This is a genomic window from Streptomyces sp. NPDC007856, assembly GCF_042868225.1.
Classification (GTDB): domain Bacteria; phylum Actinomycetota; class Actinomycetes; order Streptomycetales; family Streptomycetaceae; genus Streptomyces.
Window position 1 is genome coordinate 126,164 of the sequence record NZ_JBIAEC010000018.1, and the last position, 13,667, is coordinate 139,830.

General features: G+C 71.2%; 12 protein-coding genes and 2 pseudogenes. 6 read left to right on the plus strand and 8 right to left on the minus strand.

All coding sequences use genetic code 11. The annotated features are described in order from the left end of the window. Positions 1-72: 72 nt before the first annotated feature. Together ACFYOH_RS35085 and ACFYOH_RS35090 are read left to right on the plus strand one after the other, a co-directional pair. Positions 73-1,284: pseudogene (locus ACFYOH_RS35085) on the plus strand (DUF6777 domain-containing protein); the annotation flags it as partial. Between the two features lie 380 nt (positions 1,285-1,664). After that, positions 1,665-2,117, plus strand: coding sequence for an ATP-binding protein (locus ACFYOH_RS35090; RefSeq protein WP_388634301.1), 453 nt, complete (start codon positions 1,665-1,667; stop codon positions 2,115-2,117). A gap of 19 nt (positions 2,118-2,136) precedes the next feature. Here ACFYOH_RS35090 and ACFYOH_RS35095 read toward each other — a convergent pair whose 3' ends face one another. Continuing rightward, a complete protein-coding gene (locus tag ACFYOH_RS35095; protein ID WP_388634304.1) occupies positions 2,137-3,030 on the minus strand; it encodes an RNA polymerase sigma factor SigF in 894 nt (297 codons plus the stop codon). A 570-nt stretch (positions 3,031-3,600) separates the two neighbouring features. Between ACFYOH_RS35095 and ACFYOH_RS35100 the strand changes: the two genes are divergently transcribed. Continuing rightward, the gene (locus ACFYOH_RS35100; protein ID WP_388634306.1) at positions 3,601-4,083 is read left to right on the plus strand and encodes a VOC family protein; all 483 of its coding nucleotides are present in this window, start codon (positions 3,601-3,603) and stop codon (positions 4,081-4,083) included. Between the two features lie 23 nt (positions 4,084-4,106). On the opposite strand, the gene ACFYOH_RS35105 is transcribed toward ACFYOH_RS35100, so the two are convergent. The 5 genes from ACFYOH_RS35105 to ACFYOH_RS35125 all read right to left on the minus strand — a co-directional run bounded on the left by ACFYOH_RS35105 (position 4,107) and on the right by ACFYOH_RS35125 (position 9,816). Next, complete coding sequence (locus tag ACFYOH_RS35105) at positions 4,107-5,015, minus strand: aminoglycoside phosphotransferase family protein (RefSeq protein ID WP_388634309.1); 909 nt, start codon at positions 5,013-5,015, stop codon at positions 4,107-4,109. A 55-nt stretch (positions 5,016-5,070) separates the two neighbouring features. After that, the gene (locus ACFYOH_RS35110) at positions 5,071-5,949 is read right to left on the minus strand and encodes a geranyl diphosphate 2-C-methyltransferase (protein WP_388634311.1); all 879 of its coding nucleotides are present in this window, start codon (positions 5,947-5,949) and stop codon (positions 5,071-5,073) included. 64 nt (positions 5,950-6,013) lie between these two features. Next, a complete protein-coding gene (locus tag ACFYOH_RS35115; protein WP_388634314.1) occupies positions 6,014-7,084 on the minus strand; it encodes a family 2 encapsulin nanocompartment cargo protein terpene cyclase in 1,071 nt (356 codons plus the stop codon). Further along, on the minus strand, positions 7,081-8,523 hold the full coding sequence (locus ACFYOH_RS35120; RefSeq protein ID WP_388634317.1) for a family 2B encapsulin nanocompartment shell protein: 1,443 nt from the start codon (positions 8,521-8,523) through the stop codon (positions 7,081-7,083). Before ACFYOH_RS35120 ends, ACFYOH_RS35115 begins: the two co-directional genes overlap by 4 nt. Before the next feature lie 285 nt (positions 8,524-8,808). Further along, positions 8,809-9,816 (minus strand): zinc-binding alcohol dehydrogenase family protein, encoded by a 1,008-nt coding sequence (locus ACFYOH_RS35125; RefSeq protein ID WP_388634435.1) that lies wholly within the window; start codon positions 9,814-9,816, stop codon positions 8,809-8,811. Positions 9,817-9,979: 163 nt separating this feature from the next. On the opposite strand from ACFYOH_RS35125, the gene ACFYOH_RS35130 reads away from it, so the two are divergent. Further along, positions 9,980-10,774, plus strand: coding sequence for a VOC family protein (locus ACFYOH_RS35130; protein WP_388634320.1), 795 nt, complete (start codon positions 9,980-9,982; stop codon positions 10,772-10,774). 33 nt (positions 10,775-10,807) lie between these two features. Further along, positions 10,808-11,503 (plus strand): ribonuclease H, encoded by a 696-nt coding sequence (locus ACFYOH_RS35135; protein ID WP_388634322.1) that lies wholly within the window; start codon positions 10,808-10,810, stop codon positions 11,501-11,503. Between the two features lie 15 nt (positions 11,504-11,518). Here ACFYOH_RS35135 and ACFYOH_RS35140 read toward each other — a convergent pair whose 3' ends face one another. Continuing rightward, positions 11,519-12,340 (minus strand): tyrosinase family protein, encoded by an 822-nt coding sequence (locus ACFYOH_RS35140; protein WP_388634324.1) that lies wholly within the window; start codon positions 12,338-12,340, stop codon positions 11,519-11,521. Positions 12,341-12,376: 36 nt separating this feature from the next. After that, on the minus strand, positions 12,377-12,763 hold the full coding sequence (locus tag ACFYOH_RS35145) for a tyrosinase cofactor (RefSeq protein ID WP_388634327.1): 387 nt from the start codon (positions 12,761-12,763) through the stop codon (positions 12,377-12,379). 339 nt (positions 12,764-13,102) lie between these two features. Here ACFYOH_RS35145 and ACFYOH_RS35150 point away from each other — a divergent pair. Continuing rightward, positions 13,103-13,651 (plus strand): annotated as a pseudogene (locus ACFYOH_RS35150) (FAD-dependent monooxygenase); the annotation flags it as partial. Positions 13,652-13,667 lie beyond the last annotated feature (16 nt).

The following is a 13,667-nucleotide window of genomic DNA, read 5'->3' on the forward strand; positions in this document are numbered from 1 at the left end:
ACTGAGCAAAGCCGCGTATCGCACCGCGTGTCGCATCGCGTATCGCGACGATCGCGACGGGAAGAAGTGCTCGTGAGCGCCGATCCTCCGTCCTCCGGCCGCCCGACCGGGCCGCCCTCCGGCCCGCTGTCGGGCTCCTCGCGGCCCCCGTCCGGACCACCGCCCTCCCAACCGCCGGGTGGCGGTGGCGGAGCCCAGGGTCCCCACGGGCCGTGGTGGAAGTCCGTGCCGCGGGTGGCAGCCGTCAGCGCCGCCGTGGTCGCCGCCGTGGTCCTCGCTGTGGTCTTCACCCGGCCGGGCGGCGGATCCGCCAAGGGCGGCGAGGTCTTCCTGCAGTCCGCGAACAGCACCGGCCAGGACCCGTTCACGGAGTCCACCGCGAGGCAGAGTTCCGCCCCTCCGCCGCCCTCCGCCGCGCCCTCCGGTACGACCAACGCGGTCCAGGGAGTCGACGGCGGTGCGCCCGGGCTGTACGGCGGCACCGCCCGCACACCAGCCTGCGACGTCGAGAAGCAGGTCAAGTTCCTCCAGGCCGACCAGGGCAAGGAGAAGGCCTTCGCCTCCGTGGTCGGCGTCCAGCCCTCCGGCGTGCCCGCCTATCTGCGCTCGCTGACCCCGGTTCAGCTGCGCGTCGACACCCGGGTCACCAACCACGGCTACCGCGACGGGGCCGCCACCAGCTACCAGTCGGTGCTTCAGGCGGGCACCGCCGTGCTGGTGGACAGCCACGGCGTCCCCCGCGTGCGCTGCGCCTGCGGCAACCCGCTGAACGCGCCGGTCGCCCAGAAGAGCACGCCGAAGCTGGTGGGCCCGCGCTGGCCCTCGTACCGGCCCTCCAACGTGATCGTGGTGACGCCCGCGCCGCAGGTCGTCAACGTCTTCGTGCTCTACGACAACCACCACCAGGACTGGATCCACCGTCAGCGCGGTGACCAGTACGGCCGGCACGACGAGCACGCCAGGCCGCCGGCGTTCCCGCACCCCTGGAACCCGCCCCGGCCGCCGTCCCCGTCGACGTCGTCCTCGTCGAGCGCGTCGCCGTCCCCGTCGAAGTCCTCCCCGTCCTCTTCGCCCTCGTCATCCTCTTCCTCGTCCTCGTCGTCGTCGAGTTCGTCGCCGTCGTCCTCCTCCTCGTCCCCGTCGTCGTCCGCTTCGTCCTCCAAGTCCTCGTCTTCGTCGTCGTCCTCGCCGTCCGGATCGAAGTCGTCGGAATCGAAGTCACCGTCGGAGTCGAAGTCGTCGGCATCGCAGTCGTCCGCATCGCAGTCGTCCGCATCGCAGTCGTCCGGGTCGAAGTCGTCCTCGACCCAGCCGTCCTCCGCCGGGCCGGCGTCGCCGTCCGCGGGCTCTCCCTCGGCGCAGACCTCCAGCGCCGGCGAGAAGTCGTCGCAGCAGCAGACGACCGGCTCCATTCAGCGGTCCTCGGAGAATTCCGTTCCGGCCCCGCCGACCCCGGGGACGCCCGGCGAGTCGGGCGCGATCACGCCCACGCAGCAGGCACCGCAGGGCTCGCCTTCGCAGTGAGCGGTCGCCGCTCCGGGCGGCGTGACCATCGCCACTGTGCGCGGTGGGCGAACGCCCGGGGGGACTGCCGAGCCCGGCATGGGGTACGAGGACAGGTGCACCAGGCGACCGGCCGGGCCGGGCTTTCCGAGAGAGACAGCATGACCAACCACCTTGACGAGGCAGTCATAGCGACTGGCTTCGACGTACCTGTGGAGCCGCTGTGGCGGGCGGCGCACTACACCGGCGAACCCGGTTGCATCGCCCAGGCACGCGCCTTCGCCTCCCGGTTCCTGGAGCAACTGCGCACCGAGTGGTGCGCCATCGCCGACCGCCGCGCCAACGGTGAGCTGCTCCTGGTCGTGAGCGAACTCGTCACCAACGCCGACCGGCACAGCAACGGCCCGTACATCCTGGAACTGGAAGGCACGGACAGTGCCGTCACGGTGTGCGTCTACGACAGCAGCTCCGCCCTTCCCCGCCGCTTCCCGAGGGACCCCGAACGCGTCGGACAGCACGGTATGGAGATCGTGCACGCCCTGGCCTCGGAGGTCACCGCGGAGCGCGTGCCCGTGGGCAAACGGGTGCGCGTCCGCTTCGAACTGAACCGCTGAACCGAACCGGGGCGCCGTCTCAGGCGCGGTCGAGTTCGCCGAGCATCCCCTCGCGCAGCCGGGCGATGATCCGCTTGATCAGCCGGGACACATGCATCTGGGAGCAGCCGAGCCGTTCCCCGATCTCCGCCTGGGTGGCCTCCTCGACGAACCGCATATGGATGATCCGCCGGTCCCGCTCGCTCAGTTCCGCCATCAGCGGCGCGAGCGCCTGGAAGTCCTCGACGAGCCGCAGCCTCTCCTCCTCCACGCCGATGAAGTCGGCGAGCACCGCCTCGCCGTCCTCCGTCCCGTCACCGGTGAGCGCGGCGTCCAGGGAGGCGGAGTTGTACCCGTTGGAGGCGAGCTGGGCCTCGACCACCTGGTCCTCGGGGATGTTCATCAGGGTCGCCAGCTCGGCGACCGTCGGGTCCCGGTCCAGCCGGCTGGACAGCTCCTCGCGCGCCTTGGCCAATTCCACCCGCAGCTCCTGGAGCCGGCGCGGCACGTGCACCGCCCAGGTGGTGTCCCGGAAGAACCGCTTGATCTCGCCGACGATGTACGGCAGCGCGAAGGAGGTGAACTCCACTTCGCGGGCCAGCTCGAACCGGTCGATGGCCTTGATCAGGCCGATCATGCCGGTCTGGACGATGTCCTCCATGTCGTCGCCGCGGTTCCGGAAGCGTCCGGCCGCGAAACGCACCAGCGACATGTTCATCTCGATGAGGGTGTTGCGTGCGTACTGGTACTCGTGCGTGCCCTCCTCCAGCTCGGCCAGCCGGCGGAAGAACTGCCGGGACAGCTCCCGTGCGTCACGTGGTGCGATGGACGCCGGGTCCGCGATGCCGGGCAGTGCTGCCGATACCTCGCCCGGCCTGTCCTGCGCGGTCCTCACGGCGACCTCTGCTTCCGGCCGGATCCCGGCGGTGTTCATGTGCCTCTCCCACGAAAGTCCTGGTCCTGTGTCTGCCTCGGCGGCCTCAGCGTGTCCGTTCTATATCGTTCGTCCGGTTTACCCATCACTCGGTGTTTCACACGTACCAGCTGATGCCGCTGACGGGGCGAGTACCCCCGGTCACGCCGCGCATGCACACGCGGCCGCCGGTCCGGGGAATCGGCCGACGCCGGACCGGCCGGCGCAGCCCGGGCCCGAGCCCATGGCGGAGAAGGAGCCGCTGTGGCGAGACCTGGTCGGCGAGGGTGCTGCGCCGTGAGCGGCGGGCACAGGACCGCAGCCCGAGGGACGTGTCCGACGCGGCCAGGATCTCGCTGCCCTGCTCTGCCCTGCCTGGCCGAGATCGAGCGCGGCCGCACGTGGCCTCCTCGGAGGTCTTCGTGGCCGCGGCGCACGCCCTCGGCGACCTGCTCTCACTGACCCACGACGGGCTGACCAGGCGCACGGGCGCGCAGCACCGGACCATATTGTTCGGCGGCGCGGCCGATGAGTTTTGCCGCGAGGATCGGTCGACACTGGTGACCGCGTTCCCTCGCCAAGGAGGTACTCATGACCACCGACGGATTCCTCACCTGTCTCTGGTTCGACGGCCAGGCCGAGGAGGCCGCCGAGTTCTACGTGTCGGTCTTCAAGAACTCCAGCCTCGGCCGGGTCAGCCGCTACACCGACTCCGCTCCCGGTGAGACCGGCTCCGTGCTGACCGTCGAGTTCACGGCCAACGGCCAGAAGTTCGTCGCGCTCAACGGCGGCCCCCAGTTCAAGTTCAACGAGGCCATCTCCTTCCAGATCCTGTGCGCCGACCAGGCGGAGATCGACCACTACTGGACCAAGCTCACCGAGAACGGTGGCGAGGGCGGCCCCTGCGGCTGGCTGAAGGACAGGTTCGGCGTCTCCTGGCAGGTCGTATACGACCGGATCCCCGAGATCCTCCACGACCCCGACCCGGAGAAGGTCGACCGCGCCATGAAGGCGGTGATGGGCATGGGCAAGCTGGACGTCGCCGCGCTGGAGAAGGCGTACGCGGGGGAGTAGCGGACCCCGTCGGTCCGCGACCGTCACCCGGCCTCGGCGAGGATCTCGGTGATCACATGCCGGGAGTTCTCCGCCAGGGCCGGGTTCGTGTGCCAGTAGTACGGCAGCTGGATCAGCGAGATCGACAGCGCCCAGCCCCGGCCCCGCGCCCACTGAGCGTCGTCGGCGCCGACGGCCTTGCGGAAGGTGTCCCGGACGGACGAGGGCAGCAGGTTCCAGGCCACGATCAGATCCACCGCCGGGTCACCCGCTCCCGCGCAGCCGAAGTCGAGTACCGCGCTCAGCCGGCCCTCGTCGACCAGCACGTTCCCGGGGGAGAGGTCCCCGTGGGCCCACACCGGCGGTCCCGTGTGCTCCGGGGCCCGCAGGGACTCCTCCCACAGGGCCGTGACCGCGCCGGCGTCGACCCTCGGGCCCAGCTCGGCGACGGCTGCCCGGGTGGGCTCGTCCCGGTCCCGCAGCGGACCGCCCCGGTAGCCGGGCGGTGCGTCCTGTGGCGCGATCCGGCGCAGCGCGCGCACGAACGCCGCGAGATCCTCGGCGAACCGTTCCGGCTCCCGCACGGCGCCGGCCACCGGATTGTGCCCCTGCAGCCAGCGGTAGACCGACCAGGGCCACGGATAACCCTCGTCCGGCTCGCCGATGCCCACCGGTTCGGGCACGGCGACCGGCAGCAGCGGCCCGAGCCGGGGCAGCCAGCGCTGCTCCAGCCCCAGGTCCCCTACGGCGCCGGGCCGCCGGGGCAGCCGTACCAGCAGGTCGGTACCCAGCCGGAACATGGCGTTCTCGGTCCCGGCGGACGGCAGCCGGCGCACCGGCAGCGCCGCCCACCGCGGGAACCGGTGGGCGATCATGCGCTGGACCAGCGGGGCGTCGAGGTCGATCTCGTCCGCGTGCATCCTCGGCGGAGTCTGGCTGTCGTGGGCACTCATCGGGGCCCATCCCAGCGCCTCGGCGCCCTCGCCGTCCAATGGATTTCCGTCCTCCTCAGACCCGGTCGGCCGCGATCAGCAGGTACTGGAAGCTGCCGTTGCGGTAGGCGTCCAGGAACGTGTCCTCGATGCCCGTGACCAGATGGTCGGCCTCCCTGCGCAGTTCCCAGTAGGGGATCGTCGCCTCGGTCAGGTCCTCGACGTGCACCGGCACCAGGCGGTTGCGGGCCATCGCCTTGAAGTACTCCGAGCGCGGGTGGATGTCGCAGATGTAGTGGGCGTTGATGAGCGACACCTCGCGCGAGGCCTGCCCGTAGGTGTCGTTGTAGCAGCCGGTGATCACCACGTAGCGTCCGCCACGGCGCAGCAGCCGGGCGTGCTCGGCGAACAGCAGGTCCAGCTCGACGTACATGGTGGACTCGTTGTTCCACGAGGCCGCGTACGCGCCGGTCTCGAAGCCGGTGTCGAGCATGTTGCGGTGGTGGTAGCGCACCTTGTCGTCGATGGCCCGGGCACGGGCCTGCTCGTTCGCGAACTCGGCCTGCTTGGCGGAGATGGTGACACCGTCGGCGTGGCAGCCGTACCGCAGATGCGCCACGACACTGCCGCCGCCCCGGCCGCAGCCGGCGTCGAAGACCCGGTCGGCGGGGGACAGCGGGCCGAGATGCGCGGCGAGCAGCTCGGCCTGGGCGTGTTCCAGGCGGTGCAGTTCGGCGGTGACGCGGTCCCGGCGCCGGTCCGGATCAGGCTCGTCGAGCACCGACCGGTCGGCCTCTCCGATGCCGTAGTGATGGTGATACAGGTCGTCGATCTTGCCGAGTTCGAGGTTGACCGGGTTCTCCTCGGTGTTCCAGTAGTCCGCGACCCGGTTCTGGTAGACGGACTGGGTCGGGATCGCAGCGGGCGTGGTCCGGGCGACGGGGGCGGTGGTCAAAGGTGGCTCCTCGCGCATGTGGCGGTGTTCGTCTTGCATGTGACGGCGTTTCGGGAGAGGGCGGTCACCAGTAGTCGGGCAGGTGGTAGCGATGGGTGTTGGTGGCGTGCCACTCGTGGTTGCCGGACACCCAGGCGGCGAGCCCCCGGGCGTAGCGCTCCACCAGCGGCGAGGTGGCCGACAGCAGGGCCGACTCCTCCTCGAAGGCCGCCATGATCCGGTTGTGGATCTCGACGGACTTCAGATAGGCGGCCTTCAGCCCGCGCCGCTCGTTGGCGGCGACGACCTGCGGCAGGTTCAGATGCTCGGGGTCGCCGGCCAGTTCCTTGGTGAAGGAGTACAGGTCGTTGACGATCGTGGTGGCGTTGCAGGCGAGGGCCGTGATCCGCTGGATCTCGGGGCGGGCGTACACCTGCTCGGGCAGCTCGTAGCCGTCCACGGCGTCGACGATCGACAGACAGGGGCGGAAGTTGTTGAACTGCCGCATCACCAGGTACTCCCAGATCCGCGGCTTGTACCGCGTCTCCGCCCAGGCGGCCTCCGCGAGGTAGCCCAGGTGCAGCCGGGCGATGTCGTGCACGAACCGGTCGGTCTGGCTGGGCGTGGCGAAGCCGGCGAAGTCCTCCAGGGCGAAGTGGTACGAGCGCAGCGGACCGTCGGCCCGTACGCCCTGGCGCCATTCCTCCTCCAGCTCCGGAATGCCGTGGTAGGGATCGAGCGCCGACTGGGCCAGGATCAGCCGGCCGGCGAGGCCGCGGCGTGCCGCGCCCCGGCCCTCGTCCTCCTCGCAGTAGCAGGAGTCGACGATGTTCTCGGCGAGCAGCAGCTTCCCGGCGGCCGTCAGCCGGTCCAGGTCCAGCGCGCCCGGATGCTGCAGGACGACGGCCCGGCCGAACTGGAAGCCGGAGAAATCCCCCTTCCACGCCTCCGGGAACAGATCCAGGCCACGGGCCCAGGTCTCCAGCCTGCGGTCCACCTCGGCTGCCTTCACCGGGTCGGCGGGCACGGCCGGCTGGTGGTGCAGTCCGGGGACGGCCCCGGTGCGGCGGGGTCTGCGCAGGCTCGCGGCGATGTCAGGCGGCCCCGGCAGCGGGTAGGAGGGAGTGGGCGTGCCCGTGGTCTGCTCGGTCGTCATTCGGGGAACCGGCCGATCTGCACGTTCTCCAGGATCCCGGCCGCGTCGGGCACCAGGATGGCCATCGAGTAGTAGGCGGTCACGAGGTAGCTGATGATCGCGGCCGAGTCGATGCCCATGAACCGGACGTTCAGCCCCGGCTGGAACTCCTCCGGGATGCCGGTCTGGTAGAGGCCGACCACCCCCTGGTCCGCCTCGCCGGTGCGCAGCGCGATGATGCTGGTGGTGTGGTCCTCGCTGATCGGGATCTTGCTGCACGGGAAGATCGGCACCCCGCGCCACGCCGGCACCTCGTGTCCGTCGACGCTCGCCGTGCCGGGCACCAGACCACGCCGGTTGCACTGCCGGAAGAACGCCGCGATCGCCTTGGGATGGGCGAGGAACACCTTGGTCTTGCGCCGCATCGACAGCAGCTCGTCCAGGTCGTCCGGCACCGGCGGGCCGGTGAAGGTGCTGATCCGCTGGCCGTGGTCGACGTTGTGCAGCAGCCCGAACTCCCGGTTGTTGACCAGCTCCCACTCCTGGCGCTCGCGGATCTCCTCGACCGTGAGCCTCAGCTGCTGCTGGGTCTGGTCCATGGGGTGGTTGTAGAGGTCGGCGACCCGGGTGTGCACCCGCAGCACGGTCTGGGTGAGGGACAACTCGTATTCGCGGGGGGCGAGTTCGTAGTCCACGAAGCCGCCCTGCAGGGTGGGCTCGCCGACATGGCCGGCCTGCACCGGCACCTCTGCCTCGCCCTTGCGGTTCATCGGCCGCTGCTGCCGCTCCACATAGGCCCGGAGATGGGCGGCGAGGGACGGGACGCGCTCGGTGAACTCCTGCACGACGGCCCAGGGCAGCGCGAGCACCACCCCCGCGGTCTCGGCCCGCACCGAGGTCAGCCACAGCGGATCGGACTGCCCGACCGCCTCGTCGCCCATCTGGTCGCCGTCGGTGACGACCCCTGTGATCTCCTCGTCGCCGTACTTGCCGGCGGTGTAGCGGGTGAACCGGCCATGGACGACCAGATAGGCCTCCGTCACGGGCTGACCCGCCTCGAACAGTACCTGCCCGGCGCGCACCTCCCGGGAGTGGAAGCGGCCGGCGATCTCCCGCAGCACCTCGCCGTCGGGGTAGCCGCGCAGGATCGGCAGCTCGGTCAGCGTCCGAGGGATGACCCGGATGTCGTCGGCGCCGTTCTGCTCGAAGTGCACCCGGCCGCGGCCCGTGCGCAGGGTCAGGCGGCGGTTGACCCGGTAGGTGCCACCCCGGACGTCCACCCACGGCAGTGTCTTCAGCAGCCATCGCGAGGTGATGGCCTGCATCTGCGGTTCGGACTTGGTGGTCGTGGTGAGCTGGCGTGCCGCCCGGGTGCTCAGGCTGGTGAGCTGCCCGTCGGCCGCGGGGTCGGGGGCGGGTTCGTCGACGGCGGAACCGGTGGCGCTGTCCGGTGTGGTCACATTCCCTCCAGCGGAGCTGCGTGCGAACAGGGGTGGCCGGATCGCCGGGTGGTGAGCGTGGTGATCCAGCACCCTGGCCAAGCCAAACAGTCCTCGTGAGGTGCCCGATACAGCGCGAAGGGGGCTGATCATGACACTGGGGTGTGTAAACCTTCCGATCGGGGCACGACCGGCAAACGGTGTGATCGGGCGCCGGTGCGCTGCGCCCCGGCCGGCGTCTGCGCGCGCCGGTGTGGTGCGCCCCGGGCGCTCGGGAGAGGCCGTCGACCAGGGCGCGGGACAGGCTCAGGTCAGGTCGTCGACCAGGACGGCCGCCCCGTCGAACCGGCCGGCCTTGAGGTCGGCGAGCGCCTGCGGGGCGCGGGACAGCGGATAGGCGTGCGTGGTTGCGCGCACGCCGTGCCGGGCGGCCAGGGCGAGAAACTCCCGGCCGTCCGCACGGGTGTTGGAGGTGACGCTGCGCAGTTCCTTCTCGTAGAACAGCTCGGTCGCGTAGTGCAGCGGGGGTACGTCGGTCAGGTGGATGCCGGCGAGGGCCAGCACGCCGCCCCGGTCGAGGGCGCGGAGCGCCACCGGGACCAGGTCGCCGACCGGGGCGAACAGGATCGCCGCGTCCAGCGGCTCCGGCGGCGCCTCGTGCAGGTCCCGCGCGGAGGCGGCGCCCAGCTTCAGGGCCAGCCTGCGGGCGGCGGGCTCCCGGGTGATCACATGCACGGTGGCACCCTCGGCGAGCGCCACCTGCGCGCACAGATGGGCGCTGCCCCCGAACCCGTACAGGCCGAGCCGGCCGCCCTTGGGCAGCCCGGTCCGGCGCAGCGCACGGAAACCGATGATCCCCGCGCACAGCAGCGGCGCCGCCGCCACATCGTCCAGCGCGCCGGGCAGCGGGTAGGCGAAGCCGGCCGGCACGGTCGTGTACTCGGCGTATCCGCCGTCGGCGTCCCAGCCGGTGTACTCCGAGTACGGGCACAGGTTCTCGGCGCCCCGCGCGCAGTACGCGCACACCCCGTCGGTGCGCCGCAGCCAGGCCACGCCGACCCGGTCGCCCGGCGCGAAGTCCCGCACCGCGGCCCCGGCCGCCGCCACCTCGCCGACCACCTCGTGGCCAGGGGTGACCCCTTGCCGGTGCACCGGCAGATCGCCCTCGGTGACATGCAGATCGGTCCGGCACACCCCGCAGGCCCGCACCCGCACCAGCAGTTCGTCCGCCCCCGGCACCGGCACGGGCCGCTCCACCAGCCGCAGCGGATGGTCGTCGACCGGCCCCGGCAGCACCACCGACCACGCCCGCATCGTGCTCGTCGTCATCGCACCGTCGCCTCCATTCCCATTGTCCGGGCGGTTCCCCGGTTCGGCGCGCGGGCCGACGGCCGGATGGCTAGCGTGAGCTTCGGGACGCAAGCCTCACAGGCGGGGGACCATCCGTACGGGACCGAAGACCAGGAGGGCCGCGAGCATGGCCGTGCAACCCGAGGGAACGCCCTGTTGGGCCGATGCGATGTTCAGCGACGTCGAGGGAGCCAAGCGGTTCTACGGCGACGTCCTCGGCTGGACCTTCGGCGAGTCGTCGTCGGAGTACGGCAACTACACGCAGGCCTACGCGGAGGGCAAGGCGGTCGCGGCCGTGGTCCCGCCCATGCCCGGCCAGGAGGGCCAGTCGCAGTGGTGCCTGTACTTCGCCTCGCCGGACGCCGCCGCCACCGCCGAGAAGATCCGGGAGAACGGCGGCGAGGTGCTGATGGAGCCGATGCAGGTCGGGGACTTCGGCACGATGTGCCTGGCCCGCGAGCCCAGCGGGGCCGTCTTCGGCGTCTGGCAGGCCGGCCGCCACGAGGGCTTCGAGGCGACGGCGACCCCGGGCGCGTACTGCTGGGCCGAGGTCTTCACCCGTGAGCCCGAGAAGGCCGACGCCTTCCTCTCCGCCGTCTTCCCGTACCGGATGAAGGACATCGTGGACGACGCGGTGGACTTCCGGATGTTCGACATCGGCGAGGACACCGTCCTCGGCCGGATGCGGATGACCGACGACTTCCCGCCCGAGGTGCCCTCGTACATCAACGTCTACTTCACCGTCGACGACTGCGACGAGGCCGTGGCCCGCGCCACCAAGCTCGGCGGTGTCCTCCGCTTCGGGCCGATGAGCAGCCCCTTCGGCCGGTTCGCGGCGCTCAGCGACCCGCAGGGCGCGAACTTCTCCGTGATCGACATCACGACCACGGAGGGGGAGATGCCCAAGGTCAAGGCGGTCTGACCGGCCCGTCACGGCGTCCCGCGCCGCCGTGGCATGATCGTGCGTATGCGTGAACGTGTGGTGGCCGCGTGCGACGGGGCTTCGAAGGGAAACCCCGGACCGGCCGGATGGGCGTGGGTGGTCTCGGACGGCGACGAGCGGACCCCCGCCCGCTGGGAGGCGGGCCCGCTCGGCCGGGCCACCAACAACGTCGCGGAACTCACCGCCCTGGAGCGGCTGCTCACGGCCGTCGAGCCGGATGTGCCGCTGGAGATCCGCATGGACTCCCAGTACGCGATGAAGGCCGTCACCACCTGGCTGCCCGGCTGGAAGCGCAACGGCTGGAAGACCGCGGCCGGCAAGCCCGTCGCCAACCAGGAGCTGGTCGTCCGCATCGACGCACTTCTCGACGGCCGCACGGTGGAGTTCCGCTACGTCCCGGCCCACCAGGTCGACGGCGACCCGCTGAACGACTTCGCCGACCGCGCCGCCAGCCAGGCCGCCTCCGTCCAGGAAGCGGCCGGCAGCGCGCTCGGCTCCCCGGAGCCGCCGCCCTCGCCCGGCACCCCGAAGGCGGCCGCCCCGCGCGGGAAGGCGCCCCGCCGCACCGGCGGCGCGACCTCCTCCCGCACCATCAAGGCGAAGTTCCCCGGCCGCTGCCTGTGCGGCCGCGCCTACGCGGCCGGCGAGTCCATCGCCAAGAACGCGCAGGGCTGGGGCCACCCGGAGTGCCGCACCGCCGAGGCCTGAGCGCGGCAGGTCCGATCAGCTGTCGAAGGTGTAGTACCGCGTGTGGTCCAGCAGGTCGGTCGGACGCACGTCGTTCCACGGCTTCATCGTCTCGTTCAGGTCGACGACGTCGGGCGTGCCGTCCGTGGGCAGGTAGCCCGCGTCCGGATGCCGCCGCTGCCACTCCGCCCACAGCTTGTCCACGAAGGCGTGGTGCAGCCAGAACACCGGGTCGTTGGGGGAGACCCCGGTGCCCATCTGCCCGCCGACCCAGACATGGACCCGGTTGTGCAGATTGACCCCGCGCCATCCCTCCAGGTTGTTGCGGAAGCCGTCCGAGGCGCTGTTGTACGGCGCCATGTCGTACGTGGGTATCGACAGCACCGACTCCACCTCCGCGCGTGTCGGCAGCTCGCGCACGGCCGTGCCGAGCGAGCGGCGCAGGAACGTACGGCCGTCCACCCGTATGTTCATCGGCCAGTTGCCGGCCGACGCGGCGAACGGCCCGTCCATCACCCGGCCGTCCGTGCTGCGCCCGGTGCCGCCGAGGAAGTCCGGTGCCCACAGCGAGGCACGCACCGTGCGGTCGGTGCTCCAGTCCCAGTACGGCAGCGCGACGGAGGAGTCCACCGACTGCAGCGCCTGCTCGAAGTCGAGCAGAAATCTGCGGTGCCAGGGCAGGAACGACGGTGAGCGGTGGCCGGTCCGCTCGCCGGTGTCGGTGTCCGACATGATGAACGCGTTGTGCGTGCGGACGAACTCGTCGTAGCGCCCGTTGCGCTTGAGTTCGAGGACGGCGGACACGAACCGCTTCTTCTCGTCGGCGGTCAGGGTGGCCTGGTTCTTGCGTACGGTCATGGTGCGCGATGCTCCGGAAGGTCCTTGCGGGGGCGGTCAGTTGGCGGGGAAGGGCAGCAGCGGGGCGCCCTGCAGTTCGTCCACCGCGGCCCGGGCGGCGGCGCGCGGGGTGGACACCGGGGCGTAGTGGCTGACGACGCTGATCCAGCTGCCGTCTGCGTTGCGCATCACATGCAGCTGCACGCCGTCGATCAACACCTCGTAGCCGCCGCCGTGTTCGTGGTGGTGACCGCCGGAGCCCGGCGTCATCGGCCGGCCCTGTATCCGGCGGCCCTTGTAGACCTCGTCGAAGGTCTGCGGCATCGGCATGGGGTGGTCGTGGCCGGCGGCCGAGGCGGTGGGGGCAGCGAGGGTGGTCACGGCGGCCGTCGCGGCGAGCGCCGCGGTCGCGGTGAGCGCGCGGCGCCGGGTGATGTCGGGCATACGGGTCCTCCTGGAGGCTGTTCGGGTGGTGACGACGTATGCCTATCGGGGGCTGTGGGGCGGGCGGAAATCTCCCGGAACCGGTTGGCTACGATCAGGACAATTGGCCACATGTCGTAAAGCGTTGAACCAAGATGATCTTGCTGTGGGTGGCGGTTGACGCGGCCCCGAACAGGGAATTCCTTGCCCCGCTCGCCCCGTTTCCGGTGATCCTTCTCGGCTGCCGTCCGTCCGAGTGGCCCGGCTCACCACGTCAAACTGGCGCGATCAGGCGACCCGACCGCCCTGCTACCCTGTGTATCCGGCCGACCGCATCCGGTGACTGTCTGGGGCGTGCACGTGAAGGTCGTCTGTGTCGGAGGCGGGCCCGCCGGCCCGCACCTCGCCATCCCGCACGAGCGCGACCCCGAGGGCTCGGCCTACGGCCGGGGCGTGACGTACCGGCACTGCCTTCTCGACCGGCTGCACGAGCACGATCCCGCCTCGGCGCGGGTGATCGAGGGCGCCTCCCTCCGTAGGAGCGACGGCGTCGCGCACGTACCCGTCCTGACGACCCGTCACCAAGGCGACGAGGGCTTCGGCACCGGCTGCTCGACCTGCTCGCCGACCGGGCCCGCACGCTCGGCGTCACCGGGCTCGGCATGGACCGGGCGACCGAGGCGGACAGCCTCGTGCTGCTGGAGCGGCTCTTCGCGGGCGTCCTCGACGGCCACCCGCTCATCGGCCGTCCTGGCGGCGGCCGGCCGAACTTCCGCACCTCCCCAACCTGGCACCACGGGCAACCTGGTACTGCTCGGCGACGCCGCCCACACCACCCACTGCTCCGTCGGCGCCGGCACCACCCTCGCCCTGGAAGACGCCACGTGCCTCGCCCGCGCCCGGCACGCCGGTCGTCGGACCACCG